The sequence below is a fragment of the Micromonospora sp. MGP-C2 genome, from assembly GCF_057766525.1.
Genome location: NZ_JBYMEN010000002.1, coordinates 6265991 through 6290622, shown reverse-complemented (window position 1 = coordinate 6290622; position 24632 = coordinate 6265991). Strand labels below are relative to the sequence as shown.

General features: G+C 70.5%; 24 protein-coding genes and 1 pseudogene. 15 read left to right on the top strand and 10 right to left on the bottom strand.

Going from position 1 to position 24632, the window contains the following annotated elements; translation table 11 throughout:
* Positions 1 to 105: 105 nt before the first annotated feature.
* Together AC3CF1_RS28950 and prfH are read left to right on the top strand one after the other, a co-directional pair.
* Positions 106 to 1292: pseudogene (locus tag AC3CF1_RS28950) on the top strand (RNA ligase RtcB family protein).
* Entirely contained in the window at positions 1289 to 1924 is a 636-nt protein-coding gene (gene prfH, locus AC3CF1_RS28945; RefSeq protein ID WP_354980394.1) for a peptide chain release factor H, read from the top strand. Before AC3CF1_RS28950 ends, prfH begins: the two are co-directional and overlap by 4 nt.
* A 9-nt stretch (positions 1925 to 1933) precedes the next feature.
* Here prfH and AC3CF1_RS28940 read toward each other — a convergent pair whose 3' ends face one another.
* Complete coding sequence (locus tag AC3CF1_RS28940; protein ID WP_488451701.1) at positions 1934 to 2836, bottom strand: alpha/beta fold hydrolase; 903 nt, start codon at positions 2834 to 2836, stop codon at positions 1934 to 1936.
* A 218-nt stretch (positions 2837 to 3054) separates the two neighbouring features.
* On the opposite strand from AC3CF1_RS28940, the gene AC3CF1_RS28935 reads away from it, so the two are divergent.
* Entirely contained in the window at positions 3055 to 3885 is an 831-nt protein-coding gene (locus AC3CF1_RS28935) for a PIG-L family deacetylase (protein WP_088947104.1), read from the top strand.
* Between the two features lie 7 nt (positions 3886 to 3892).
* Here the strand turns inward: AC3CF1_RS28935 and AC3CF1_RS28930 are convergent, their stop codons facing one another.
* Positions 3893 to 4669: a nucleotidyltransferase domain-containing protein gene (locus AC3CF1_RS28930; protein ID WP_488451700.1), complete on the bottom strand. Its 777-nt coding sequence runs from the start codon at positions 4667 to 4669 to the stop codon at positions 3893 to 3895.
* A 308-nt stretch (positions 4670 to 4977) separates the two neighbouring features.
* Between AC3CF1_RS28930 and AC3CF1_RS28925 the strand changes: the two genes are divergently transcribed.
* Both AC3CF1_RS28925 and AC3CF1_RS28920 read left to right on the top strand, forming a co-directional pair.
* Positions 4978 to 6171 (top strand): endo-1,4-beta-xylanase, encoded by a 1194-nt coding sequence (locus AC3CF1_RS28925; protein WP_488451699.1) that lies wholly within the window; start codon positions 4978 to 4980, stop codon positions 6169 to 6171.
* Between the two features lie 223 nt (positions 6172 to 6394).
* On the top strand, positions 6395 to 6736 hold the full coding sequence (locus AC3CF1_RS28920) for an ArsR/SmtB family transcription factor (RefSeq protein ID WP_088947102.1): 342 nt from the start codon (positions 6395 to 6397) through the stop codon (positions 6734 to 6736).
* 16 nt (positions 6737 to 6752) lie between these two features.
* On the opposite strand, the gene argS is transcribed toward AC3CF1_RS28920, so the two are convergent.
* On the bottom strand, positions 6753 to 8471 hold the full coding sequence (gene argS, locus AC3CF1_RS28915) for an arginine--tRNA ligase (RefSeq protein ID WP_488451698.1): 1719 nt from the start codon (positions 8469 to 8471) through the stop codon (positions 6753 to 6755).
* A 690-nt stretch (positions 8472 to 9161) separates the two neighbouring features.
* On the opposite strand from argS, the gene AC3CF1_RS28910 reads away from it, so the two are divergent.
* Both AC3CF1_RS28910 and AC3CF1_RS28905 read left to right on the top strand, forming a co-directional pair.
* Entirely contained in the window at positions 9162 to 9578 is a 417-nt protein-coding gene (locus AC3CF1_RS28910; protein ID WP_488451697.1) for a hypothetical protein, read from the top strand.
* 150 nt (positions 9579 to 9728) lie between these two features.
* Positions 9729 to 10157: a DUF6223 family protein gene (locus tag AC3CF1_RS28905; protein ID WP_488451696.1), complete on the top strand. Its 429-nt coding sequence runs from the start codon at positions 9729 to 9731 to the stop codon at positions 10155 to 10157.
* Positions 10158 to 10164: 7 nt separating this feature from the next.
* On the opposite strand, the gene AC3CF1_RS28900 is transcribed toward AC3CF1_RS28905, so the two are convergent.
* From AC3CF1_RS28900 to AC3CF1_RS28885, 4 genes are all read right to left on the bottom strand, one after another.
* The gene (locus AC3CF1_RS28900) at positions 10165 to 10827 is read right to left on the bottom strand and encodes a response regulator (protein WP_354980387.1); all 663 of its coding nucleotides are present in this window, start codon (positions 10825 to 10827) and stop codon (positions 10165 to 10167) included.
* Complete coding sequence (locus tag AC3CF1_RS28895; protein ID WP_488451695.1) at positions 10824 to 11969, bottom strand: sensor histidine kinase; 1146 nt, start codon at positions 11967 to 11969, stop codon at positions 10824 to 10826. The genes AC3CF1_RS28900 and AC3CF1_RS28895 overlap by 4 nt, the downstream gene beginning before the upstream one ends.
* 92 nt (positions 11970 to 12061) lie before the next feature.
* The gene (locus AC3CF1_RS28890; RefSeq protein ID WP_488451694.1) at positions 12062 to 14044 is read right to left on the bottom strand and encodes an ABC transporter ATP-binding protein; all 1983 of its coding nucleotides are present in this window, start codon (positions 14042 to 14044) and stop codon (positions 12062 to 12064) included.
* 198 nt (positions 14045 to 14242) lie between these two features.
* Positions 14243 to 14734, bottom strand: coding sequence for a MarR family winged helix-turn-helix transcriptional regulator (locus tag AC3CF1_RS28885; protein WP_355162127.1), 492 nt, complete (start codon positions 14732 to 14734; stop codon positions 14243 to 14245).
* A gap of 73 nt (positions 14735 to 14807) precedes the next feature.
* Here AC3CF1_RS28885 and AC3CF1_RS28880 point away from each other — a divergent pair, with 73 nt between their 5' ends.
* From AC3CF1_RS28880 to AC3CF1_RS28870, 3 genes are read left to right on the top strand one after another with little or no spacing between them, the layout of a single operon-like run.
* A complete protein-coding gene (locus AC3CF1_RS28880) occupies positions 14808 to 15857 on the top strand; it encodes an LLM class flavin-dependent oxidoreductase (RefSeq protein ID WP_488451693.1) in 1050 nt (349 codons plus the stop codon).
* Positions 15850 to 16881, top strand: coding sequence for an LLM class flavin-dependent oxidoreductase (locus AC3CF1_RS28875; RefSeq protein ID WP_488451692.1), 1032 nt, complete (start codon positions 15850 to 15852; stop codon positions 16879 to 16881). Before AC3CF1_RS28880 ends, AC3CF1_RS28875 begins: the two co-directional genes overlap by 8 nt.
* Before the next feature lie 32 nt (positions 16882 to 16913).
* Complete coding sequence (locus tag AC3CF1_RS28870) at positions 16914 to 17615, top strand: NADPH-dependent F420 reductase (RefSeq protein ID WP_330463763.1); 702 nt, start codon at positions 16914 to 16916, stop codon at positions 17613 to 17615.
* 89 nt (positions 17616 to 17704) lie between these two features.
* Here the strand turns inward: AC3CF1_RS28870 and AC3CF1_RS28865 are convergent, their stop codons facing one another.
* Complete coding sequence (locus AC3CF1_RS28865) at positions 17705 to 18370, bottom strand: tetratricopeptide repeat protein (RefSeq protein ID WP_247667749.1); 666 nt, start codon at positions 18368 to 18370, stop codon at positions 17705 to 17707.
* A gap of 263 nt (positions 18371 to 18633) precedes the next feature.
* On the opposite strand from AC3CF1_RS28865, the gene AC3CF1_RS28860 reads away from it, so the two are divergent.
* The 4 genes from AC3CF1_RS28860 to sodN all read left to right on the top strand — a co-directional run bounded on the left by AC3CF1_RS28860 (position 18634) and on the right by sodN (position 21115).
* Entirely contained in the window at positions 18634 to 19083 is a 450-nt protein-coding gene (locus AC3CF1_RS28860) for an iron chaperone (protein ID WP_088947090.1), read from the top strand.
* A gap of 157 nt (positions 19084 to 19240) precedes the next feature.
* Complete coding sequence (locus tag AC3CF1_RS28855; protein WP_488451691.1) at positions 19241 to 19756, top strand: hypothetical protein; 516 nt, start codon at positions 19241 to 19243, stop codon at positions 19754 to 19756.
* A gap of 3 nt (positions 19757 to 19759) precedes the next feature.
* A complete protein-coding gene (locus tag AC3CF1_RS28850; protein WP_488451690.1) occupies positions 19760 to 20566 on the top strand; it encodes an inositol monophosphatase family protein in 807 nt (268 codons plus the stop codon).
* A gap of 144 nt (positions 20567 to 20710) precedes the next feature.
* A complete protein-coding gene (sodN, locus tag AC3CF1_RS28845) occupies positions 20711 to 21115 on the top strand; it encodes a superoxide dismutase, Ni (RefSeq protein WP_088947088.1) in 405 nt (134 codons plus the stop codon).
* A gap of 200 nt (positions 21116 to 21315) precedes the next feature.
* Here sodN and AC3CF1_RS28840 read toward each other — a convergent pair whose 3' ends face one another.
* Positions 21316 to 22230 carry an SDR family NAD(P)-dependent oxidoreductase gene (locus AC3CF1_RS28840; protein WP_488451689.1) on the bottom strand — a complete coding sequence of 305 codons (915 nt, stop codon included), beginning with the start codon at positions 22228 to 22230 and terminating at the stop codon, positions 21316 to 21318.
* A gap of 101 nt (positions 22231 to 22331) precedes the next feature.
* On the opposite strand from AC3CF1_RS28840, the gene AC3CF1_RS28835 reads away from it, so the two are divergent.
* Positions 22332 to 22997, top strand: coding sequence for a TetR/AcrR family transcriptional regulator (locus AC3CF1_RS28835; protein ID WP_141908564.1), 666 nt, complete (start codon positions 22332 to 22334; stop codon positions 22995 to 22997).
* Between the two features lie 37 nt (positions 22998 to 23034).
* On the opposite strand, the gene AC3CF1_RS28830 is transcribed toward AC3CF1_RS28835, so the two are convergent.
* On the bottom strand, positions 23035 to 24600 hold the full coding sequence (locus AC3CF1_RS28830) for a pectate lyase family protein (RefSeq protein WP_488451688.1): 1566 nt from the start codon (positions 24598 to 24600) through the stop codon (positions 23035 to 23037).
* Between the last annotated feature and the right edge of the window lie 32 nt (positions 24601 to 24632).

Sequence of the window (24632 nt, the reverse complement as noted above, 5' to 3'; positions counted from 1 at the left end):
TCCATGACGTACTGACGGACTCCCTCCCCCGCTCCGCCCCCGGTGACGCCTCCCGGCGGCGTGACGTCGTCCGTTTCCACCTTCTCAACGAGAAGTGAGTACCCCTTGTCTGAGCACCACCCCCCTCGGATTTCCACGCCCTCCCCCACCTCTGCCTCCGTCACGGTGTTCGCGTCGGCCGCGAGTTGGATCGAGTCCGCTGCGCTCGCACAGTGTCAGCAGGTGGCCGCCCTCGACGGCATGGTCCACGTTGCCGCGATGCCGGACCTGCACCCGGGCAAGGGCGCCCGATCGGCGCGGCCATGGCGTCGACGGTGCTGTACCCGTTCCTGGTCGGATCGGACATCGGCTGCGGCATCGCCGTGTTCCCCATCAAGCTCAAGCGGGCCGTACCGGAGCGGCTGGCTTCCCGGTTCCCCGACCTCGACCGCGCCCTGGACCGGGAGCGGGACGCCGACGACCCGGCCTGGGCCGTCGTCCAGGGCGACGTCCCGGCCGGTCACCTCGATGGCCTGGGGACCGTCGGCCGAGGCAACCACTTCGTCGAGCTGGCCCGCGTCGGCGCCGTCCTCGACCCGGGTCACGCGAGTCGGCTCGGGCTCGACGCCGGCGACCTCGTGCTGGTCGTACACAGTGGTTCGCGCGGTCTGGGCGAGCGGATCCTGCGGGCGCACACCGAGGCCCACGGCGCCGGTGCCGCCCCCGACCCCGCCGCCTACCTGGCGCGGCACGACGACGCTGTGCGCTGGGGTTCGCTCAACCGCCGGGTGCTGGCGGCCCGGGTCGCGTACGCGTTGGGGGCCGAGCCCACCGACCCGATCGTCGACCAGTGCCACAACCTGGTCGAGATCCGCGACGGGGTGTACCTGCATCGCAAGGGCGCGGCGCCGGGTGACGGCCGCGACGTCCTCGTCGCCGGGACGCGGGGGACGGCGTCCTACCTGGTGGCCGCCCACGCAGGGCCGGAGGCCAACCACTCCGTGGCGCACGGCGCCGGCCGCAAGATGTCACGCGCCGACGCGCTGCGGCGGGGCCGCGCCAAGCACACGGTGGAGGAGCTGCGCCGCACGCCGGTGGGCTCGCTGGTGGTGTGCGGCGACCGTCAACTGCTCTTCGAGGAGGCGCCCACCGCCTACAAGCGCATCGAGCAGGTGATCGCCGACCTCGTCGAGCACCAGCTGGCCACGCCGGTGGTCACCACGATTCCCCTGGTCACCTACAAGACGCCCGATCTCGGGTCCACGGCGCGGTCCGACCGGCGGGGCCACCGCGGCAGGCGAGGCGGGTCGTGAGCACGCTCCTGCTGCTGTCCGCCGGACGCGGGCCGCGGGAATGCGCCTGGGCGCTGACCCAGCTCCTGCACCGCCTCAACGCCGACGGCAGCCGGCGAGGTCTTACCATCCGGCAGGTCAAGGCCGTGCCCGGTGACCGGGCGGGCACCTACCGGTCGGTGCTCATCGAGATCTCCGGCGCCGACGCGGAGACGTTCGCCGGGTCCTGGACCGGGACACTCTGCTGGCAGGCCCCCAGCCCCTACCGGACGAGCGTCGGTCGGAAGAACTGGTACGTCACCGCCCAGCCGCCCCGCCTCGACGCCGCGCCGACGACGTTCTCGGAGGCGGATGTCGACATCGTCGCCTGTCGCACCGGCGGGCCTGGCGGCCAGCACCGCAACAAGGCCAGCACGGCGGTGCGGGCGACGCACCGTCCGTCGGGCATCGTCGTGGTGGTGGACGAGGAGCGGCAGTTCAGCCTCAACCGTCGGATCGCCCTGCAACTGCTGCGGCAACGCATCGAGCAGGGCGACGAGACAGCGCGGCGTGCCGTCACGACCGCGCGGTGGCGCATCCACGACGAACTGGTACGCGGCGACCCCGTGCGGGTGGAACGTCGGGAGCCGCAGCGACCGGGCCGCCGAGGCTGACGCGCCGGGTCAGACCTCCAGCACCGCATCCGCGAATGCCTGCGGGGCCTCCTGCGGCAGGTTGTGCCCGACACCGCCGCCGATGGTCCGGTGCTCGTAGCGCCCGGAGAACTGCTTGCCGTAGACGCTGGGCTCCAGGTGCGGTGCGCCGTTGGCATCCCCCTCCAGGGAGATGCTGGGCACGGTGATCTTCGGCTTCGCGGCCAGGCGCTTCTCCACCTCGTCGTACTGCGGCTCGCCAGCGGCGAGGGCCAGTCGCCACCGGTAGTTGTGGATCACGATGTCGACGTGGTCGGGGTTGTCGAGCGCCGCCGCGCTGCGGTCGAACGTCGCGTCGTCGAACATCCACTGGGGGGACGCGGTGTGCCAGATCAGCCTGGCGAAGTCGCGCCGGTTCCTGTCGTAGCCTTCCCGGCCGCGCTCGGTGGCGAAGTAGTACTGGTACCACCAGGCCAGTTCCGCCTTCGGCGGCAGCGGCACCTTGCCCGATTCCTGGCCGTCGATCAGGTAGCCGCTCACCGAGACCAGACCCCGGCAGCGCTCGGGCCACAGCGCGGCCACGACGTCCGCCGTACGCGCACCCCAGTCGAACCCGGCCAGCTTCGCGATGTCGATGTGCAGGGCGTCCATGAGGGCGATGAGGTCGAGCCCCATGGCCGCCGGTTCACCGTTGCGCATGGTGTCGCCGGAGAGGAAGCGGGTGGTGCCGTAGCCGCGCAGGTACGGGACGACGACCCGGTGGCCGGCGTTGGTGAGCAGCGGTACGACGTCGACGAAGCTGTGGATGTCGTACGGCCAGCCGTGCAGGAGGATCACCGCGGGCGCGTCCGGCGGCCCGGCGTCCACGTAGCCCACGTTCAGGACCCCGGCGTCGACCTGTTTCACCTCGGCGAACGACCCCGCACCGGCCACCGCGATCGACCTCTCCCCGCGTCCCGAACTGCTCCGACCTGCTGGCCCTGCCGAATGTAGGGGCCGGTGACGGACCTGATGGCGCTTTGCGGCAAGGACCGCTGCACGGACGCCGAGCTGGGTAGGATGCCGGCCCGAAGTCAGCCACGAACGCGGGACGCGAACCGGACGACGGTGGAGGTCGTGGGGCCGTCGGGGGATGACCGTAGGGTGGGTGCATGGCTGAGCGACCTCTGACCCTGATGGCGGTGCACGCCCACCCCGACGACGAGGCGACGAGCACCGGTGGCGTGCTGGCCCGCTACGCCGCGGAGGGCATCACGACGGTGCTGGTGACCTGCACCGACGGGCGGTGCGGCGACGGCCCCGGCGGGGTCAAGCCGGGCGACCCGGGGCACGACCCGGCCGCTGTCGTGGCGATGCGCCAGGCCGAGCTGGAGGCCAGCTGCGCGGTGCTGAAGGTGAGCCGCCTGGAGACCCTCGGTTACGCCGACTCGGGGATGATGGGCTGGCCGACCAACGACCAGCCCGGCGCGTTCTGGACGACGCCGGTTGCGGAGGCCGCGGGTCGGCTCGCGGAGCTGATCCGGCAGCACCAGCCGGACGTCATCGTCACGTACGACGAGAACGGTTTCTACGGCCACCCGGACCACATCCAGGCGCACCGGATCACCATGGCCGCCGTCGAGATGACCGACAGCCCGGCGAAGGTCTACTGGACCACCGTGCCGCGTACGGCGTTCGAGCAGTTCGGCCGGATCATGCAGGAGCTCGGCGTGGAGTGGTCCGAGCCGGACCCGGCGGCGGAGCCGATGCCGCAGCTCGGCCTGCCCGACGACGAGATCAGCACCTGGGTCGACACGAGCAGCTACGGCGGGCAGAAGTTCGACGCGCTGGCCACCCATGCCAGTCAGACCGAGAACATCTTCTTCCTGCAACTGGGCCGCGAGCGGTTCACCGAGCTGATGGGTGTCGAGACGTTCGTGCGGGTCCGGGACCGGACCGGCGCGCCGACCCCCGAGGACGACCTCTTCGCCGGTCTGCGCTGACCGCGGGTCAGCTCCCGTAGCGACGCCAGGCATCGTCGGCCACCCGGTCGACGATGTCTGCGGCGGCGAGGAGGTCGGCTGCGGTGAACTGTTCCGTCTCCCCTGCCCGCCAACGGACGGCCCGTTGCGCCAGAGCGGCGTATTCGGGGAACAGGCGCCCGAGGTACGGGCCCGCGGCGGGCTTCGAGATGACGTCACCCTCGGCGAGCGTGTAGTGCAGGCGCGGTGGCCCGAGCACGAACCAGCACACCGTCCCGGCATCCACGACCTCGTCGTCGGCGACACCAACCAGCGCTGACCGACAGGTCGCGGCCGTCGACTGCCAGTAGTCCCGCAGGTTGTCCAGGTTGTAGCGCCGCATCGCCTCCGGATCGACGCGCACCCCCAGGTCGGCGACGGTCGGGCCGCGCACCGGTATGCCGTACCGCCGCAAGGTCAACCACAGTATCGGGTTGAGCTCACCGCACGGCGTGTCGGCCCGGAACTCACCATCGACGACAAACGGTACGACCTGCCGGTCGCTCGGCCAGGAGGACGCCGTGGCCGCATCCAGGTAGACGCCGTCGAAGCGGGGTGACTCCAGCATCCTGGCGTGGACCGCCGCGAGGGCGACGAGATCGTCGCCGCTGGCCTGCCGCGAGGTCAGGATCACCGTGTCGATGTCACTCACCTCGGGCTGCCAGGCGCCGAGTGCCGCGGACCCCACCACGTACAGGCCGGTGACGTAGCCGGGCAGCTCCCGGTCGACCAACTCGAGGTACGACTGCGTCCGCTGCTCGATCACGTGAGCGACGGTATCGGATCGGCCCGGTGGAGCGAGCGCAGCAGCAAGCCACCGGTCTCCGGAAGTTTCGCGGCGCTGTCAAGTGACCCCGCGCAGGTCATATGACGAATTTCCGGAAGTTTTCAGCGTTGACGCCCGGACATAGACGGCCTTAACGTTTCGAGCAGGTTTCCGGTCACCGGCCGGAACTACCGGCCCCTCGCCCGGACCAGGGCGCTCGATTCCGAACCCCGCTCCCCACCCGCCCACACCGGACCCGCACCTTCTTGATCGACACTTGTCGATCAAGGGTCTGGAAAGGAAGGCACATGAAGCTGAGACAGTGGACGACCGTCGCCGTGGTCGCCGTCGCGACCGTCGCGGCGTTGAACACGGTGCCGGCCACCGCGAGCCGGCCCTACGACCCCACGGCGCAGAGCCTCGGCGCCCTCGGTCTGCGCCACGGCCTCCACGTCGGCACCGCGGTCAACATGGATGCCCTCAACGACGCCGGTGACCCGCAGTACCGCGCGCTGGCCTCCTCCGAGTTCACCTCGGTCACCGCCGAGAACGTGATGAAGTGGGAGGTCCTGGAGCCCACCCGCGGCACCTACAACTGGGCGGCGGCCGACCAACTGGTCGAGTTCGCCAAGCGCAACCGGCAGAGCGTGCGCGGCCACGTGCTGGTCTGGCACAACCAACTGCCCGCCTGGCTGACCGCCGGTGTCGCCGACGGCTCCATCAGCAAGCAGGAGCTGCGCGAGATTCTGCGCAAGCACATCACCACCGTCGTCAACCGTTACAAGGGCAAGATCTGGCAGTGGGACGTGGTCAACGAGGCGGTCAGCGACCCGTGGGACACCCCGTCGACCCTGCACTACAAGGGCTTCTGGGCGCAGAACCTCGGGCCCGGCTACATCGCCGACTCGTTCCGCTGGGCGCGGGCCGCCGACCCGAAGGCCCTGCTGTTCTACAACGACTACAACATCGAGGCGTTCGGCTCCGGCAACCCGGCGGACGACAAGACCCAGTTCGTCTACGACATGACCAAGGGGCTGCGCGCACAGGGCGTCCCGATCGACGGCGTCGGCTCCCAGGGCCACCTGGGCACGCAGTACGGCAACTTCGACACCCTTCAGGTGACCGCCGCGCTGAAGAAGTTCAGCGGGCTCGGCCTCGCCACCGCCTTCACCGAGGTCGACGTCCGCAGTCAGATGACGGCAGGTGTCCAGGCCGGCAACTCGGAGGAGATCAACCCTCGGCTCCAAGCGTCGGCCGCCAACTTCAGCGTGCTGATGAAGGCGTGCCTCGCGGTGCGCAGCTGCCTGTCGTACACGGTCTGGGGTTTCAGCGACAGGCACTCCTGGGTGCCGGACTGGTTCGACGACCCGCCGGAGGGCCTGGCCACCATCTACGACGAGAACTACCAACCCAAGCGGGCGTACCAGGAACTGAAGTCGGACCTGATCCTCGCTGGACCGCCGTACGTCCTGCCGCGCATCACGCCCAGGCCCCGCCGCTGACCCGCGGGCCCGGCTGATCCGACGGCACGTATGCCGGCGTAGGGCCGTGTGGGGCGCGGCGGAGCCCCACACGGCCCGTACGTCACCACGGACGTCGAGGTTCGACTCACGTTCGGACGTACCGGGCGGCCATCCGGACTTATCGGAGGACTGGTGCCGGTTCTACCGGCTTATTGATGGTGTTGGTGTCACTATGGCAGGCGTGGGAACTGCGAAAACTGCCATGCCTGCGATCTCGCCGCTCACCGGCGACCCGATCAAGCGGGCCGATGCCGAACGGCTTGCGGGGGTGCTGAAGGCCTTCGCCGATCCAGCGCGACTCCGGCTGCTCAGCCTGATCCAGTCCGCCCCGGAGGGTGAAGCGTCCGTCAGCGACCTCACCGCGGCGCTCAACCTCTCCCAGCCGACAGTGAGTCATCACCTGCGGATCCTCACCGAGGCGGGCCTACTCGAGCGGGACAAGCGCGGGGTCTGGGCGTACTACCGCCTGGTGCCCGCCGCGATCGCGCAGATCGCCGATCTGCTGACGCCGCCTCGAAAGCGGGCAACGAAGAAGGCCCGCTGACCCGGCGGCTGCCCCGTCACATCCGCTCCAGGGTGCGGATGCCGAGCAGGTGCAGCCCCTGCCGCAGGGTCCGGGCCGTCAGCTCGGCCAACAGCAGCCGACTCTCCCGCAGCTCGTCCGGCGCGCGCAACACCGGGCAGCGCTCGTAGAACGCGTTGAACGCGGTCGCGAGCCGATGCAGGTAACCGGCGAGCTGGTGGAAGTCGAGGCTCCGCTCCACCTCGGTCACCACCGCGCCGAAGCCGAGCAACTCGACTGTCAGCGCCCGCTCCGCCGGCTGCGCGAGCACGATGGGGGCATCCCTCCGCGCCTCCGTGCCGGCACGCCGGAACACCGACCGGATACGGGCGTACGCGTACTGGAGGTAGGGCGCGGTGTTGCCGTCCAGGGAGAGCATCCGCTCCCAGTCCAGCACGTAGTCCTTCCTCCGATCGGTGGACAGGTCGGCGTACTTGACGGCGCCGATACCGACGGCCCGCCCGATCTCGGCGGCGGCCCCGGCGTCCAGCTCGGGGTTCCTGCTCCGGGCCAGGTCGGTGGCACGGGCGACCGCCTCCTCCAGCAGCCCGACCAGCTTCACCGACTCGCCGGTCCGACTGCGCAGCATCCGCCCGTCAGCGCCGAGGATCGACCCGAAGCCCAGATGCTCGGCCCGGACCGGCGGGCACAGCCAACCGGCCGCCTCGGCGACGGCGAACACCATCGCGAAGTGCTGCCGCTGCGGTAACCCGACCACGTACAACAACCGGGTCGCGCCCAGCTCACCGGTGCGCTGCCGCAGCGCGGCCAGGTCGGTGGCCGGATATCCGTACCCACCGTCGCTCTTGCGCACGATCAGCGGCAACGCATCGCCGTCCCGCCCGATGAACCCGGGTGGGAAGACGCAGTCGGCCCCGCCGCTGGAAGCCAGCAGCCCCAACCGGTCCAGTTCGTCGACGATGCCCGGAAGCAGGTCGTTGTAGGCGCTCTCGCCCCGAAAATCGTCCTCGGACAACGTCACGTCGAGCAGGTCGTACACGGTCAGGAAGTACCGCTCGGACTGCTCCACCAGCAGCCGCCACAACCGCAGCGTCCGCTCGTCGCCGCCCTGCAACGCGACCACCCGCAGCCGCGACCGTTCCCGGAACGCCTCGTCGGCGTCGAACTTCACCCGGGCCGCCCGGTAGAAGCCGTCCAGGTCGCCCATCGACAACTCGTGCGCCGCTTCGGCTTCACCGAGGTCGGCGAGGTGCGCGATCAGCATCCCGAACGGTGTCCCCCAGTCACCCAGGTGGTTGACCCGCACCACCCGGTGCCCGAGCCAGTCCAGCAGCCGCACCGCCGCGTCGCCGATGACGGTCGAGCGCAGGTGCCCGACGTGCATCTCCTTCGCCACGTTCGGCGCCGAATAGTCCACCACCACGGTCTGCGGTGCTGCCGCCAGCGGCACGCCGAGCCGGGCGTCGGCTGCCAGCCCGGCGACCAGGTCGGCCAGTGTCTGGTCGGCGATGGTGAGGTTGAGGAAACCCGGCCCGGAAACCTCCGCCGACACGCAGACGTCGTCGAGCACCGCGTGCTCCAGCACCGCGGCGGCGATGTCGCGTGGTGGGCGGCCGAGCCGCCGGGCCAGCGCCAGCGGCGCGTCGGACTGGAAGTCCGCGCGCGGAGACCGCCGCACGAGCGGGTCGACAGGGCCGCCGGCCACCGCCGCGAACGCCGGCGCCAGCCGGTCGGACAACAGCTTTTCAAGATCCATGAGTACGCCGATCTCACTCGTACCCGCGCCGTCACGCGAGTCGTTGAAAGGGGGAGATGCGGGCGGACCGAGGACGACCAGCGGATGACCGGCGGCTCGATCCGCCGGTCGCAGGAAACAGGTCAGCGCGGGCGGGCGACGGATCGCCGGCGTCGTCGCGCACCGACCAGGACGTCACACGACGGTCCGGTGCGGTGGGCGCTCACGCTGGTCATGCGGGGCATCCTAACTGCCCGACCGCAGTGGCGGCACCCCGTTTACCGAGGCTCGGTCCGGCCTCCGCCCACTGTCGTTTCGGACGACTCGTCGCAGGGAACTGCGTCGGAACAGAAAAGGGGTGACCATGAGCCGACACGTGACACTGCCGACCTCCCGTACGCGAAGTCTGCTTGTGCTGGTCCCGCTGCTCGGCAGCATCGCACTCGCGAGTGCCTGCACCACGGCCGAGGACTCGCCCGACGCGACCCCGTCGAGCGCGGCGCCGACGACCGCGGGGGCGGCAACGAACCCGAGCGACCCGCCATCGTCGAGCGCGAGCGCTCCGGCGACCATCCCGACGTCAGCCTTCGTCGAGCTGCCCACCGAGCTGCGGAAGTCCCCCGACGGACGACGCCCGTCGAGGAGGCCCTGCCGAAGCTGTGCGCCAACGAGTTCGGCACCGGAGGTCGACAGGTCACCGCCAGCGCAGCGATGACCGTCACCTACAAGAAGGCCGGCGAACCGGAGAGCAACGTGCCGCAGGGGATGATCCACCAGACCATCTTCACCTTCGAGGGCGACGGCGCCTCGGCGTACATGGCGCGTCTGCGCACCGCCGTGCAGGCGTGCCCCTCCTACGACCACTTCGGGAGCCCCGGCACCGTGAAGACCCGGGCCCTGTCCGGCGTCGGAGACGAGGCGCTGCTGCTGGACCGGACGTGGGCCGGAACGAACCTGAACGGAGACCGCACCGGCGGCAGCTCGTCCAGCCAGATCGCCGTGGCGCGCGTCGACACCACGGTGACGGTCTTCGACGACCAGGGGTGGGAGGGCACCAACGGCGACCCCGTCATGGTGGACCGGGTCCTCCGCGACGGCGTGCGCACCATCGACGCCTGGCAGCGGTAGGAGCCGGGCCGGGGACAACTGCGGCGGTACGTGTTCGCCCGCGCGTACATCCCCGGTGGTAGGCCCATCGACATCCTCGGCATGACGACTCACGTGCACTCCGGTTCATACGCTGCGGCGGTAACCGTCGTGGGACCGAAGGGAAACGTGATGTCGATCCGTCGCCTGCTCACCGCCGCCGTTGCCGGCGCTACCGGGGCAGTCGCCCTGGCCGCGCCGGCAGCCGCGCACTCCTCCGTCCAGCCGACCGCCGCCACCGCCATGAGCTCCGGGCGGCTCGGCGCCAGCTTGGGCGTACTGCTGGGGTTGGTCGGTGCGGTCATCGGTGGGCTGGCCCTGGCCCGCCCCGCCGGTCGCCTCGGCACCGGCTCCGGGCTGCTCGGCGCCGTCCTGGCCCTGGCGGCGGGCCTGCTCGGTCTGGCGCTCGGAGGGTTGGTGGTGGCCACCTCCGACAGCGGCATCGGCACCGGCAACGGGCGGGGCGGGGCGTATGTGGCCGTGGCGGTCGGCCTGGTCGGCGTGCTCCTCGGTGGGCTGGCGCTGGCCCGCGCCCGCCGCACCGGCCGGCTGGCCGCCTGAGAGTGGCTCAGGATCGGGTGAGCCAGCCGGGAACGGTCAGACCCGACTCATAGGCGAGGATCACCAGCTGGGCTCTGTCCCGCACCTGCGCCTTGGTCATGATCCGGCTGACATGCGTCTTGGCGGTGGCCGGGCTCAGCACCAGTCGCGCGGCGATCTCGTCGTTGGACAGGCCCGCGGCGACCAGTGTCAGCACCTCACGCTCCCGCTCGGTGAGCACGCTCAGTCGCGGCCCGGGGTCCGGATGCCGGACCCGGGCCGCGAACTCGGCGATCAGTCGACGGGTGATCGCCGGTGCGATCAGCGCGTCACCGCGGGCGACCACCCGCACCGCGTGGATCAGCTCCGCCGGCTCGGTGTCCTTGACCAGGAACCCGCTCGCGCCGGCTCGCAACGCCCCGTAGACGTACTCGTCCAGGTCGAACGTGGTCAGGATGATGACGCGGGCATCGGTGCGCGCGACGATCTGCCCGGTGGCGGCGAGGCCGTCCAGCACGGGCATCCGGATGTCGATGAGGACGACGTCCGGCCGCAGCCGCACGGCGAGCCGCACCGCCTCCACCCCGTCGGCGGCCTCACCGACCACCTCGATGCCATCCTCACCGTCCAGGATGGAGCGGAAGCCGGCGCGGACCAGGGTCTGGTCGTCGACGAGCAGCAGCCGGATCACGCCCGCTCCCCCACCGGCGTCGGGTCGGGCCGCAGCGGCAGGCGGGCGCAAACCCGAAAGCCGCCGTCCGGCCCCGTGCCCGTGGTCAGCGACCCGCCCAGCGCCCGGGCCCGTTCGCGCATGCCGAGGATCCCACTGCCGGGCGCGCCTGGTGCGCCGGTGCCGTCGTCCTCCACCTCCACCAGCACGTCGTCGCGGTCGGGTCGGACGCGGACCACGGCGTTGGTGGCGCCTGCGTGCCGGGCCACGTTGGTGAGTGCCTCCTGGACGATCCGGTAGACCGCCAAATCGACCTCCGGCGGCAGCGCCGGGATCTCCGCGAACTCGGTGCGGATCTCCAGCTCGGAACCCCCCGCCGTGGTGATCAGGTCGTCGAGGCGGTTGAGGCCCGGCGCGGGCACGATCGGCGCCTCACCCTCCTGCCGCAGCACGCCCAGCGTCGCCCGCAACTCACGCAGTGTCTCCTTGCTGGTCTCCTTGATCGCGGTGAGCGCCTGCTCGGACCGGGCGGGGTCCGGTCGGTGCAACGCGGCACTGGCCTGCACGTTGATCAGCGAGAGATGGTGACCGAGCACGTCGTGCAGCTCGCGGGCGATGCGCAACCGCTCCTCGGTGGCCCGTCGCCGGGACTCCTCCTCCAACCGCTGCTCGGCGGCAACCGCCCGGGCCTGCGCCTCGGCGAGGTAGGCCCGGCGGTTTCGGGTCACCCCGACGATGACCGCGACGAGCCAACCGGCGTGCAGCAGCGTCGCACCGTTCCTGGTGTCCGGGGAACGGTTGCCGCTGTCGGCGACGGCGAAGGCGATCACCGAGGCGAGGCCGAGCCCGATGGCGACCCGGAGATGGCCCTCGTCGACAACGGTGTAGAGCGCCACGACGAACACCAACATGATCGGGCCGGTCTTGTGCAACAACGCCCCGTACGCGCCGACGGCGGCCAACGCCACCACGCCCACCGGCACCGGGTGGCGGCGGCGGACGTACAGCGCACCGGAGGAGGCCAGCACCGCCAGCAGCGCCGCCGACTCGGCTGCGGTGTCGATGCCGCGCGACTGCACCACCAGGCCGACGAGGGCCACCAGCCCGACGCCGAGCACCAGGCCCGCGTCCGCCGCCCGGCCACGCCACCGCGACCCTGACATAGGCCGAAGCCTAACCTCCGGCGCGAAGGCGGGAGTACGCCCGAACCGTCGAACGTGGCCGGCGCTCGTTCCCCCTTTCCCCGCGTCGTTGCTCAGTGGGAGGTCGCGGTGCCCTGGTGCGGAAGCTGGGGCTCCCTGGTCAGGTTGGCGTCGTAGCCGGCGGCCTGGAGGGCGAACAGTTCGGCGTACCGACCGCCGGTGGCGACCAGCTCGTCGTGGGTGCCGGCCTCGACCAGCCGGCCGTGGTGCAGGACGAAGATCCGGTCGGCGTGGCGGACGTTCGCGAGCCGGTGCGTGATGAGGATCGTGGTGGCCCGGCCTCGACGGTCGCGGATGGCCTGGAACAGCGCGTCCTCGGCTCGGGGGTCGAGAGCGGAGGACGGCTCGTCCATGATCAGCAGTTCGGCGTCGCGCAGGAACCCGCGAGCCGCGGTGATGCGCTGCCACTGACCGCCGGACAGGTCCTGGCCTCTCGCGAAGGTCCGGTCGAGCAGCGTCTCGTACCCGTGCGGAAGCTCGTTGATCATGTCGTGGGCGACCGCGCGTGCGGCGGCGGCCTCGATGAGGTCCTGCCGGGCCTCGGTGTCGACGTCGCCGATGGCGATGTTCGTCGCCGCGGTGAACGGCCACTTGTGGTATTCCTGCGTCACCACCGCGATTCGGGCCCGCAGCCCGGCGACGTTCCACTCCGACAACTGTCGGCCGTTCCATTCGATGCTGCCCTCGGAGGGGGCCCGGAGGCCGGCGATCATCGCGGCGAGGGTCGTCTTGCCCGAGCCGTTCTCCCCGACGAACGCGACCGTCTGGCCGGCGGTGATCGTCAACGTGACGTCGTCCACGGCGGGGGTGTCCCGGTCCGGGTAGCGCAGGCTCACCCTGCTGACGGTCAACTCCCGCAACCGTTCCGGGCCGGCGGCGGCGGGTCGCGTCGCGTCCGGCAGGTAGGCGTCGGCGCGGGTCATGAAGCCGGTGTAGTCGCCGAAATGCTGGCCCTCGGTGTAGACGTGGTCCACCTGGAAGGTGGCGATGGCCAGGGACCGCTGCGCGGACTGTACCGCGATGACGCACGTCGCCGCGGCGGCGAGCGGGATCTGCCCGTCCAGGAGCAGCAGGCCGAGCAGTGCGTAGACGGTGCCCGTGGCGAGACCGCCGATCATCGCCCCGACCGTGGTGGTCGTGGTGACCCGACGGGCCAGGGCGAGTTGGATGTCGGTCTCCACCTGCATCACCCGGTCGTACTGATCGAGCAGGAACCCGCGCAGCCCGTACGAGCGCAGTTCCGGGGCGGAGGCCCGTTCGGCCATCAGCTTGTGCAGCAACCACAGTCGACGTCTGCGCACGGATCCGGCGGTGTACGTCTGGTACCGCAGGTGCCCGGCCCGCAAGGACGCCCACGCGTTGGGCACCGTGGCCACCAGCAGCGCCAACAGCAGCAGCGGGTGGATGACGATGACGGCGGCCGCCACGGCGAGCAGCCCGGCCAGCCCGGCGAGCAGGTTCATCGACGCCTGCACCAGCCCGATCGTCGACTCGGTGCCCCGGGAGGCGCGCTCCATGTCGTCGGCGAACGCGTCGGCGTCGAACGCCTCCAGGCGTACCGCGGTGGACACCTCGAACAGACCCCGTTCCACCTCGCGGCTCACCCGCGGCGTCAACCCGTTCTGCGCGTACCCCGTGGCGATGCCCATCCCGGCGCGCAGGGCAACCGCCGCCGCCAGCACGGCCAGGGCCGGCATCGCCGCCCGCACCTTGTCCGCGGTCGGCCCGCCGGCGAACAACTCCACCAGCACCCGCTGCGTGGCCAACAGGCCGAAGGCGGCCATCACACCCGCGCCGACCGTCGCCGCGGCCACCACGCCGGTACGCAGTCGGTCGGCGCGCCAACTGATGCCCAGGGCTGTCCGTACGAGCCTGGGCAGCTCGGCGAAGACGGCGAAGACACCGGCCTCGGCTCGCGCCCGCACACCCGTCTCCCACCACATCTCCCGCAGCTCCGGCAACACCGACTCGGTGCTCCCGGGACCCGGGCGGCCTGACCGGGTGCGGTGGGGCTCTGCGGCGGCGGTCTCGATCATGGTCGTACCTCCCGGGGCGGCGCACCGTCGCCGTCTCAGCCAGGGCAGGCGGATTGGCGGGTTCCTGGAGGATTGGACCACTCGGACATAGCCGTTAGCAATTGCCTGATCACTCGCAGTCATGAATGAGCGGATGATTGGCGGAAGGCCGCAGCACACTCGGGCAACTCACCAGCTGACCGCAGCGTCCCCTGCTGATCAGCCCTTGCCCACGACGTCGAGGCGCGCTCGCAGCGCCGCGGCGATCTCGCCCGCCGCGACGATCTGATCCGGTGTGAGGGCGTCCACGAAGAGCTGACGGATGGCGCGCAGGTGCGGAAAGGTGGCCCCGGCGAACGCGTCGGCTCCGACCTTGGTGAGCAGCACCTCGGCTCCCCGGGGCACGGTGGCGCACTCCTGGCGCCGGATCAGGCCCCGTCGCTCCATGCGCCCCAGGTGGTGGGAGAGGCGGCTCCGCTCCCAGCCGATGTGTGACGCGAGCTCGGAGGACCGCATCGCCTGGCCCTGCGCCTCGCTGAGGGCGAGCAGCACGGCGTAGTCCCCCGTCGACAACGCGGAGTCGCCCTGCAGGCGGGACTCCAGGCGGGAACTCAGCGCTGCCGTCGTCTCGATGAAGTCCCGCCAGACGCGTAGCTCCTCGGCGGTCGGGAGCTGGCGTCCTCCCCGCCGGCCGGGTGTGGTGTCCGTCATGTCATTCTCCCGGGAATTGACGTGTCAATTGCCAAGTTAGCATGATTGACACGTCAACCGGCAGGAGGAGACGATGGCAGCAACAGGCTTCGAGTTGGGGCTCAACTCGTTCGGGGAGGTGGCCACCGACGGCGGCCGCGTCCTGAGCGACGCCGAGACCGTCCGGCTCCTCGTCAACGAGGCGCGACTCGCCGAGTCGGTCGGGCTCGACGTGTTCAGCGTCGGCGAGCACTACCGGGAAGGCCACAACGACTCGGCGACACCCGTCCTGCTCGCGGCGGCCGCTACGGCCACCGAGAGGATTCGCCTCGGCACCTCGGTCACGGTGCTCAGCACGAACGACCCGGTACGCCTGTACCACGAGTTCGCGACCCTCGACGCGGTGTCGAACGGGCGCGCGCAGATGGTTCTCGGACGCGCGTCGGCCACCGAGTCGTTCCCGCTGTTCGGCTACGACCTGACCGACTACGAGCGGTTGTTCGAGGAGAAGCTGGACCTCTTCCTGCGGCTCCAACGGGACGAACCGGTCACCTGGTCCGGCACCGTGCGAAGTGCCCTGGTCGAGCAGCGCCTGCACCCACGGATGCAGCCGGGCGGCATCCCGACGTGGATCGGCGTCGGGGGAAGCCCGAACTCGGTGATCCGCGCCGCCCGGCACGGACTCCCACTGATGCTCGCGATCATCGGCGGGCGACCCCAGCGGTTCGCCGGCCACGTCGAGCTCTACACCAAGGCGCTCGAACAGTTCGGGCATACCCCGCAGCCAGTCGGGCAGCACTCTCTCGGCCTTGTCGCAGACACCGACGAGGAGGCGGTGGAGACGTGGTGGCGATACTGGCAGCCGGTGGTGGCCGCGCTGGCCGAGGAACGCGGCTTCTACAAACCCGACCGCGCGCGCTACGAGGCCGAAATCGACCACGGCGCGCTCTTCGTCGGGTCACCCGAGACGGTGGCGCAGAAGATCGCCACGGTCGCCCGCGACCTGCGACTGAGCCGCTTCGACCTGAAGTACGACATCATGCACCTGCCCCGCGAGGCACGCGCGCGCACCATCGAACTGCTGGGCAGTGAGGTCGCGCCGCGGGTCCGGGAGCTGCTGGCGAAGGAGCCCACCCATGTCTGATCTGTTGTTCGGCCTCGACACGTTCGGCGACGTACCGGAGGACGACTCCGGCAAGCTCGTCTCCCACGCCACCGCGATCCGGCAGGTCGTCGACGAGGCGGTGCTCGCCGACCAGCTCGGCGTCGACGTCATCGCCCTTGGCGAGCACCACCGGCCGGAGTACTCGGTGTCGACGCCGGAGACGGTGCTGGCCGGTATCGCCACCCGTACGTCGCGGATCCGGCTGGCCTCCGGCGTGACGGTGCTGAGCTCCGACGACCCGGTCCGGGTGTTCCAGCGCTTCGCCACCGTCGACGCGCTGTCCCACGGCCGGGCCGAGGTGATCCTCGGTCGCGGGTCGTTCACGGAGTCGTTCCCCCTATTCGGCTACGACCTGCGCGACTACGACACGCTGTTCGAGGAGAAGATCGAACTGTTCGTGAAGTTGCTGGACGAGAAGCCGGTCACCTGGAGCGGCACCCTGCGCGCGCCCCTGGAGAACGCCGACGTCTTCCCCAAGACGGAGTCGGGTCACCTGAGCACCTGGGTCGGCGTCGGTGGCTCACCGCAGTCGGTCGTCCGCACCGCCAAGTACGGCCTTCCGCTCATGCTCGCCATCATCGGTGGCGCGCCCGAGCGCTTCGCGCCCTACATCGACCTGTACCGCCGGGCGGCCGACCAACTCGACACGACGGCACACCCGGTCGGAATGCACTCGCCGGGCTTCATCGCCGACACCGACGAGGAGGCCAAGGAGGTGTACTGGCCGCACTACCGCGTGATGCGCAACCGCATCGGCGCGCTGCGGGGCTGGCCACCGATCCGCCGCCAGGAGTTCGACTCCGAGGTGGAGGACGGCTCGCTCTACATCGGCTCCCCGGAGACCGTGGCCCGCCGGATGGCCCGCGCGATCCGCAGCCTCGGCGTCGGCCGGTTCGACCTCATCTACTCGGCCGGAGCGCAACCGGTGAGTGCCCGGATGCGCGCCGTGGAACTGTACGGCTCCAAGGTGATCCCCATGGTCCGCGACATCCTGGCGAGCTGACCAGCGCACGCATTTCGTACCGGAAGGACGACATGAACGACAACGACCGGAGCCGGCCGGTGACCCTCGGCATCCTCGGGGCCGGCAAGGTGGGCACTGTGCTCGCCCGTCTCGCCGTCGCCGCCGGCCACCGGGTGCTGGTCGCCGGCTCCGGCGACCCCGCGAAGATCGCCCTCACCGTCGAGGTGCTCGCGCCGGGGGCGGTAGCCACCACCGCAGTTGACGCGGCAGCGGAAGCCGACATCGTCATCCTCGCCCTCCCGCTGGGCAAGTACCGCAGCGTTCCCGTCGACGCACTGCGCGGCAAGCTCGTCGTCGATGCCATGAACTACTGGTGGGAGATCGACGGTATCCGCGCGGACCTCACCGATCCGCACACCTCGTCGAGCGAGATCGTCCAGGCCTTCCTGTCCGACTCGCGCGTCGTCAAGGCCTTCAACCACATGGGCTACCACGATCTTGAGGATGAGGCGCGGCCGGCGGGGACGACCGGCCGCAAGGCCATCGCGGTCGCCGGCGACGACACCACCGCCGTCACGGCGGTCGCCTCCCTTGTGGACGCGCTCGGCTTCGATCCGGTCGTCGCGGGCCCCCTGGCCGAGGGGGTACGGCTCGAACCGGGCAGCGAGATGTTCGGCGCGAACGTCAGCGCCGACGAGGTACGCGCCATGCTCGACCGTTTTCCCGAGTCGGAGCGCGGACGGACCATCGCGGCAGCCCGAGAGGCGTCGTAGTCGACAGTGGCGTCGCCCGTCAGACATCGCGCGCTGGGGCGTACCGGACGTCGGTCGACGCCTGACCGGCGACCAGCGGTCACCGGCCCTCAGCGCTGGTCGCGCGCGAAGGCCGCCCGTGGTTCGAGGCCCTGACCCGCCGCGTACTCCGCGTCGAAGGCGGCGCGGCCGAGCGCCTCGATCGCGGCGGTGCGCATCGTGGCGAGGTCGGCCGCGTCGTCCGGGTCCGGCACCTGGCCCAGCGCCGTGAACGCGGCGTCCGCGACACCGATCATCAGCGCCGCCCGCGCGTGATCGCCCTCGGCCGTCGCGAGCGCGGCGCCCGCGACACAGACGTACGGCACGAAGTCTGCCCAGTCGTTGGCGAACACCCGCTCGCGGTTCTCGGCGAACAGTGCCCTCGCCGTTTCGAGATTGCCCAGCCCCAGCTCACAGAACGCGAGGTTGTGGAACTCGGAGTTGACCATCATCGGCCGGCCCAGCGACTCGTTGAGCGCGATGCTCTCCCGGTACAGGTCCCGAGCCCGCAGCAGATCGCCGGACATGCGCGCCACGCCGGCCAGCACGTGCCTCGGCCGTTCCTCCAGGCTGCGGTCGCCAGAGCGCAGCGCCACCTCCAGAGCTTCCCGGGCCCGCGCTTCGCCGCCCGCCAGGTCGCCGCCGCGGATCGCCACCCGGGCCAGGCTGTAGCGGGCCTCCACCTCACCCGCCGGGTCACCGGCCGCCTGGGCTCGCTCGATCTCGGCCTCACTCATCCGCACCACGGCGTCGGTTTCACCACGCCGAAAGGCCGAACGCACGCTCTCACTGAAGGTCACGAAGCCTCTCCCCCACCCATGTGTCCGAATCACCGCCCGGACGCCCTGACGGTGCCTGCCGCCCCGCCGTCCCGAGCTCGCGTCCGTCCGAGCGGCGAAACCGATCAGGAATCGAGAAGCCCGACGGGCACGACCCGGCCTAGCCTTTTCCCAGGTCACCGGCAGCGCGCCTGACCTGACCAACGAGAGGGAGCCTAGATATGTCCGCGAAGACCTCCACGACCACCTCCGACGGCTTCAGCGCCGACGAGCGGGCCGCGATGAAGGAGCGCGCCGCCGAGCTGCGCGCCGAGGGCAAGAAGGGCGCCAAGAAGGCCGACGGGCTGCAGGCGATCCTCGACCGGATCGCGCAGATGGAGCCGGACGATCGCGCGCTCGCCGAGCGCGTGCACGTGACGGTGACCGCCGCCGCTCCGGACCTGACGCCCAAGACCTGGTACGGGATGCCCGCCTACGCGAACGCGGACGGCAAGATCGTCGTCTTCTTCCAGGACTCCGGCAAGTTCAACTACCGGTACTCGACAGTGGGCTTCCAGGACGCGGCCAACCTCGACGACGGAGACCTGTGGCCGGTGGCGTACGCGCTGCAGAAGTGGAGCCCCGCGGTGGAGAAGAAGGTCACCGAGCTGGTGAAGGCAGCGGTCTCCTGACCTACGCCCCGCCGCGTCCGCCCCTCGGCACGGGCGGCGTCCGGCCCTCGCTGACCGGACGGCGGTGACGTGGACGATGATCGGGGGCCGGAGGCTGAGGGAGGCAGGCAGTGCGAACGATGTGGCACAGGCCGACAGCGGTGGGACGGGTCGCCCGGTGACGGGCCGGGCCGGTGAGGTGTTCGACACCACTCGGGCGGTGTCCGACATCGAGACGTTGCTCGCCGCGGATCTGCCCACCGGCGGCGCGACGGTCAGCGAGGGTGACCCGGCCACCGGGGAGTGGACCGGCACCCGGGGCGCGGGTTTTCGGATCATCCCGCTGTGGGAGAGCGAAGCCCTCACGGGCGTGTACGGCGCCGACTGGAACCAGGCCGAGGATGCCGCCGAGGCGAACCTGGCTCTCGTCGTCCGGGAGTCGGACCATCGGTGGGGCCCGCACCGCAAGGTCTCCATGCGCGTGCCGCTGTTTCGGCACCAGGCCCGCGCACCCCTGCCGGCACTGTTCCAGGCGCTGGGCGACCTGGACTGCTTCGGCGACCTGACGGTCTGGGGGCCCACGGCGACCGGAGGCCGATGGATCGCGGTCTCGGTCAACCAGTGTGACGGCGACGCCCCAATGATCATGACTGCGGTCGTCAGTCATGCCCCGATCACCGAACCGGCGGAGTGACCGATGTCCACCACAGACCATGCGCTGGCCATCACGGCGGCGGAGGCCGGAGCCGCGGTGGTCCGTTCGCAGTACGGATCCTCGCTGACGCGCTTCGCGAAGGTCGGCACCGACTTCGCCACCACCGCCGACATCGAGGCGGAGAAGGCCATCCTCGACGTCCTGCGGGCGCCACGTCCGGACGACGGCCTGCTGGGCGAGGAGAGCGGACGCACGGGCACCGGCGGAAACGGACGTACCTGGCTGGTCGACCCGTTGTGCGGCACGCTGAACTACAGCGCGCGGACGATGCTGGTCTCGGTCAACGTCGCTCTACGCACCGGCACACACCTCGCCGTGGCCGCCTCGGCGGACCCGTTCAGCGAGGAGGTTTTCTGGACCGACGGCGTCGCCTCGTACGTCCGACGCGCAGGGACGGACCAACGACTCGTGCCGTCGGCCGAGTCGACGCTGGTCGACGTCAATCTTGATCCACCGTTTCCTCACCGGGACGTGTTCCTGGCCGCCCGGATGCTCGCCGACGACGGCTTCATCGCACAGTTCCGCCCACGTGTGGTCTCCAGCACCCTGGCCGTGGCCTGGGTCGCTGCCGGCCGACGCGCCGCCTACGTGACGGACGGCCGCGACCTGCGCCAGAGCGTCCACTTCGCGGCCGGCATCGCCCTCTGCGAGGCGGCCGGTTGTGTGGTCACCGGGATCGACGGCCGGCCGTTGCACGCTGGCGGCGAAGGCCTCGTCGCCGCCGCGGACGAGCAGACACATGCCGCTCTGCTGGCTCTCATCCGCAGACAGCGCACCGAAAGGGACTGAAGGCCGAGGCCCGGGCCCGGCAGCTTGACATGAACCGCGGTTCAGGTTCTAGCGTCGGGTGGTGGATCACGTTGACGGCCGGAAGGCGGACGAGCTGTTTCGCCGGACGTCCGTCACCCCAGCACTGCCGCCGGAGGAAATCTGATGTACCTGCCACGCCTTCTGCGCCCGCGCACCGTCGCGAGCGCACACTGCGACCTGCCCTGCGGCGTCTACGACCCGGCGCAGGCCCGCATCGAGGCCGAGTCGATCAAGGCGATCTCCGAGAAGTACCAGGCCAGCGACGACCCGGAGTTCCGCACCCGATCGCTGCTCATCAAGGAACAGCGGGCCGAGCTGGTCAAGCACCACCTCTGGGTCCTGTGGACCGACTACTTCAAGGCGCCGCACTTCGAGAAGTACCCCGAGCTGCACAGCCTCTTCAACGAGGCCACCAAGCTGGCCGGCGCCGGTGGCGCGAAGGGCGCGGCTGACCCGGCCGTCGCGGACCGGCTCCTCGGGAAGATCGAGGAGATCTCGAAGATCTTCTGGGAGACCAAGCAGAGCTGACCGACCGGGACCGGGTGGCGCAGGCCACCCGGTCCGGCGTACCGCGACTTCTGATGGTCTACCGGGCGACGATGGACGCCAACGGCCTGTCCAGCCCACCCGGATAGGGCCCGGCCGGACCGGGCCGGGCCGTATTCTCGGTCAGTTCCTTCATGGACACCCTGCCGGCCACGCCCTCGTGACGGGCGCCCGTGGCACGGTCACGCCGCGACGGCTGCCTGGCCCACCGGGAACCGCACGCCGGTGAGGTCTTCCGAGACGGCCCAGAGGCGTTGCTGCACTGTCACGTCGTAGGACTCGGGGCTGGACGTGACCAGCCTCGGGTGGCCGCGCACCTCACCCAGGCCGTCGGGGCCGTAGTACTGCCCGCCTAGGACGGACGGGTCGGTGGCGGCCCGCAGGGTGGGCAGCGCGCCCGCCGTCGCGGGCTGCGTGATCACCGGGGCGAGCCAGGTGACCGGCCGGCGGACGACCGACGGGGTGTTGCGGGTCAGTTCGGTGTTGGAGACGCCGGGGTGTGCGGCCACCGCAACGGTGGTGCCGTGTGCGGCGAGCCGACGTTGCAACTCGTAGGTGAACATCAGGTTGGCGAGCTTCGACTGGCCGTAGGCGGCAGCCCGGCCGTAGGACCGTTCCCACTGCAGGTCGTCGAAGTGGATGGCCGCGCGGATGCGGTGGCCGGTGCTGCTGACCGTGACCACCCGGGAGCCGGACACGGGCAGCAGCAGGTCGAGCAGCAGGCCGGTGAGGGCGAAGTGGCCCAGGTGGTTGGTGCCGAACTGCATCTCGAAGCCGTCGCGGGTGGTCTGCTTCGGGGTGTACATCACGCCGGCGTTGTTGATGAGCAGGTCGATCCTCGGGTGGGCGGCGCGCAGGCCGTCCGCGGCGGCGCGCACCGACTCCAGCGAGGTCAGATCCAGCTCCCGTACGGAGACGTCGCCGTTCATCCGGGCAGCGGCCAGCTTGCCCTTCCCGGTGTCGCGCACGGCCAGAACGACTGAGGCCCCGCGCTCGGCGAGCAGCCGGGCGGTCTCGAAGCCGAGTCCGATGTTGGCGCCGGTGACCACGGCCACCCGGCCGTCCTGGCGCGGGATCTGCTGCTCGGTCCACTTCATTTCGGGCTCCCCAATGTACCGCCGGTAACTTAAGCTCGAACGGTAATGTACCGCCGGTACGATGTCAAGGGACCGCCGGTACCTAAGCTAGGGTTGACGTCATGACGTTCCAGCGGGCGCGCAGCGAGGAGCAGCGTGAGATCCGGCGCCGGGCGATCCTGGAGACCACTTCGGCGATGCTCGACGAGATGCCGGTCGCCGAGGTGACCCTGAACGAGCTGAGCCGGCGGGTCGGCCTGGCCAAGACGGCGGTGCTGCGCTATTTCGAGTCCCGCGAGGCGGTGCTGCTCGACCTGATGGACGACCGGACGACGACCTGGCTGGCCGAGCTTGACCAGGAGCTGGCCCACGGCGTCGACCTGGGCCGGTCCGCGTTGGAACGGGCGGAGCAGGTGGCCGACGTGCTCAGTCGGTCGCTCGCCGCCCAGACCGTGCTCTGTGATCTCTATGGCGCCCAGGGCGGGGTGCTTGAGCACAACGTGTCGGTCGAGGTGGTCCGCCGACACAAGCGGGCCTCGCTGGGCAACCTCGCGGTGATGGCCGACCTGGTCCGGCGGCACCTGCCCGAGGTCGGCGACCGTGCCGAGCTGTTCTGCCTGAACGCCCTGCTCGTGGGTGGCGCACTGTCGGCCTATACCTCGCCGCCGCCGAGCCTGCTCGCCGTCTACGAGTCCGAGCCGGCGCTCGCGGTCCACCAGGTCGACCTGCGGACAGCCCTGCGGGTCGCGATCATCACGTCGCTCGTGGGCATGCTGCCGCGCTCCTGAGTCCGGAGCGCGGCAGCGCCCGCGATCCGAAACCGCCCTAGCTGGCGTACGTCTCGAACTCGCCGACCCGCGGCGTACCGCTGGAGCTGTTGATCTTGAAGGTGATCTTGCTCAACGATGTAGCGGAGAAGCTGATGGAGCCGGCCCCGCTGCCCGAGGCCAGGACGGCCCCGGTGTCGTGGTTGACCAGCTGCCAGGACCCGATGGAGCCCTGGGTCCCCGACGGCTCACGAATGATCACTCGGGAAACCCGGGTGGCCGAGCCCCACTTGATCGAGATGGAGCCGGTCGTGCCGGCCGGTGACCAGTAGCTGGTGATGTTGCCGTCGCGCACGTTGCCGTAGCTCGTTCCGCTGGCCTTGCTGGAGCCGTCGGCACTGGCACCCAGGCTGAGGTTGGTCCCACTGGGCGGAGGCGTGGTGGGTGGGGGCGTGGTCGGCGGAGGTGTGGTGGGTGGGGGCGTGGTCGGCGGAGGTGTGGTCGGCGGCGGGGTCTGCGGTGAGCAACTGCCGTTCGACACCCGCAGACCCGTGTTGGCGCCCACCGTCTGCCGAACGATGTCCGGCACGCAGCTCGCGCCGTCGAGGCTGTACGGGTACGGGATGCTGACAGTGGTGGTGGACGTCAGGTTGGGGCCGGCGGGGTAGTTCTCGCTGCCGGTGCCAGACCAGGTCACGTTGTCGAGGATGTTGCCGCTGACCTGCCAGAAGCCGCGCTCGTTGGTGTAGAAGGTGCCGAGGACGTCCTTCGAGTCACGGAAGTAGTTGTTCTCCACCTTGGCCTTGGCGCCGGCCCGCGAGTTGATGCCGGACTCGTGCAGGCTCACGTAGTGGTTGTTGTAGATGTGGGCCGTGCCGCCGCGCAGCAACGGCGTACGGGAGTCGATGTTCTCGTACAGGTTGTGGTGATAGGTGATGAAGCCGTTCGAGAGATCACTCTCACTGGAGCCGACGAGGCCGCCGCGGCCGGAGTTGCGCAGGATGCTGTAGGACAGGGTCACGTACTGCGTGTTGTCCTTCATGTCGAAGAGGCCGTCGTACCCCTCGGACTCCCCGCCCGACGCCTCCAGGGTGACGTGGTCGACCCAGACGTTGCGGACCGTGCTCTCCATGCCGATGGCGTCTCCACCGTTGGAGGTGGGCGAGCCGGACTTCTTGACGTTCCGGATGGTCACGTTCTGGATGATGATGTTGCTGGAGTCGCGGATGTGGATGCCGAGCTGGTCGAAGACGGCTCCGCTGCCGACCCCGATGATGGTGACGTTGCTGATCTGCTTGAGCTCGATCACGCCCGCCGCGGTGTTGCAGCTCGACCCCGACACCTTGGTGGTGTTGCCGTGATTGATGGTCCCGGTGACCTCGATGGTGATCGGGGTGCTGCTGCTGGCCCGGCCGCACAGCGCCGCGTGGATCGCCGTGCCGGTCGCGGCCCGCACCGTCTGCCCACCCGCGCCGCCGGTGGTCCCGCCGTTCTGGGTGGCGTAGCCGGTGGCGCTGCCGACCGCCGCCGACGCCTGAGGGGTCGGCATGGCAACCACGACCGCGATCCCCACGGCTGCCGTGGCCAGCGCTGCCGGTAGTCGTACCGAAACTGCTCGTCTCATCTCGCCTCACTTCGCATTCGTCTGGTCTTTGC

Bases quoted from the DNA above. Each gene is read 5' to 3' on its own strand.
- AC3CF1_RS28895 (WP_488451695.1), bottom strand. From the start codon at position 11,969: ATGTCAGGGTCGCGGTGGCGTGGCCGGGCGGCGGACGCGGGCCTGGTG.
- AC3CF1_RS28885 (WP_355162127.1), bottom strand. From the start codon at position 14,734: ATGACGGACACCACACCCGGCCGGCGGGGAGGACGCCAGCTCCCGACC.
- AC3CF1_RS28840 (WP_488451689.1), bottom strand. From the start codon at position 22,230: ATGAAGTGGACCGAGCAGCAGATCCCGCGCCAGGACGGCCGGGTGGCC.
- AC3CF1_RS28860 (WP_088947090.1), top strand. From the start codon at position 18,634: ATGTCCGCGAAGACCTCCACGACCACCTCCGACGGCTTCAGCGCCGAC.
- AC3CF1_RS28925 (WP_488451699.1), top strand. From the start codon at position 4,978: ATGAAGCTGAGACAGTGGACGACCGTCGCCGTGGTCGCCGTCGCGACC.
- AC3CF1_RS28835 (WP_141908564.1), top strand. From the start codon at position 22,332: ATGACGTTCCAGCGGGCGCGCAGCGAGGAGCAGCGTGAGATCCGGCGC.
- AC3CF1_RS28890 (WP_488451694.1), bottom strand. From the start codon at position 14,044: ATGATCGAGACCGCCGCCGCAGAGCCCCACCGCACCCGGTCAGGCCGC.
- argS (WP_488451698.1), bottom strand. From the start codon at position 8,471: ATGGATCTTGAAAAGCTGTTGTCCGACCGGCTGGCGCCGGCGTTCGCG.
- AC3CF1_RS28865 (WP_247667749.1), bottom strand. From the start codon at position 18,370: ATGAGTGAGGCCGAGATCGAGCGAGCCCAGGCGGCCGGTGACCCGGCG.
- AC3CF1_RS28920 (WP_088947102.1), top strand. From the start codon at position 6,395: ATGCCTGCGATCTCGCCGCTCACCGGCGACCCGATCAAGCGGGCCGAT.
- AC3CF1_RS28935 (WP_088947104.1), top strand. From the start codon at position 3,055: ATGGCTGAGCGACCTCTGACCCTGATGGCGGTGCACGCCCACCCCGAC.
- AC3CF1_RS28850 (WP_488451690.1), top strand. From the start codon at position 19,760: ATGTCCACCACAGACCATGCGCTGGCCATCACGGCGGCGGAGGCCGGA.
- AC3CF1_RS28880 (WP_488451693.1), top strand. From the start codon at position 14,808: ATGGCAGCAACAGGCTTCGAGTTGGGGCTCAACTCGTTCGGGGAGGTG.
- AC3CF1_RS28905 (WP_488451696.1), top strand. From the start codon at position 9,729: ATGTCGATCCGTCGCCTGCTCACCGCCGCCGTTGCCGGCGCTACCGGG.
- AC3CF1_RS28910 (WP_488451697.1), top strand. From the start codon at position 9,162: ATGACCGTCACCTACAAGAAGGCCGGCGAACCGGAGAGCAACGTGCCG.
- AC3CF1_RS28870 (WP_330463763.1), top strand. From the start codon at position 16,914: ATGAACGACAACGACCGGAGCCGGCCGGTGACCCTCGGCATCCTCGGG.
- sodN (WP_088947088.1), top strand. From the start codon at position 20,711: ATGTACCTGCCACGCCTTCTGCGCCCGCGCACCGTCGCGAGCGCACAC.
- AC3CF1_RS28830 (WP_488451688.1), bottom strand. From the start codon at position 24,600: ATGAGACGAGCAGTTTCGGTACGACTACCGGCAGCGCTGGCCACGGCA.
- AC3CF1_RS28875 (WP_488451692.1), top strand. From the start codon at position 15,850: ATGTCTGATCTGTTGTTCGGCCTCGACACGTTCGGCGACGTACCGGAG.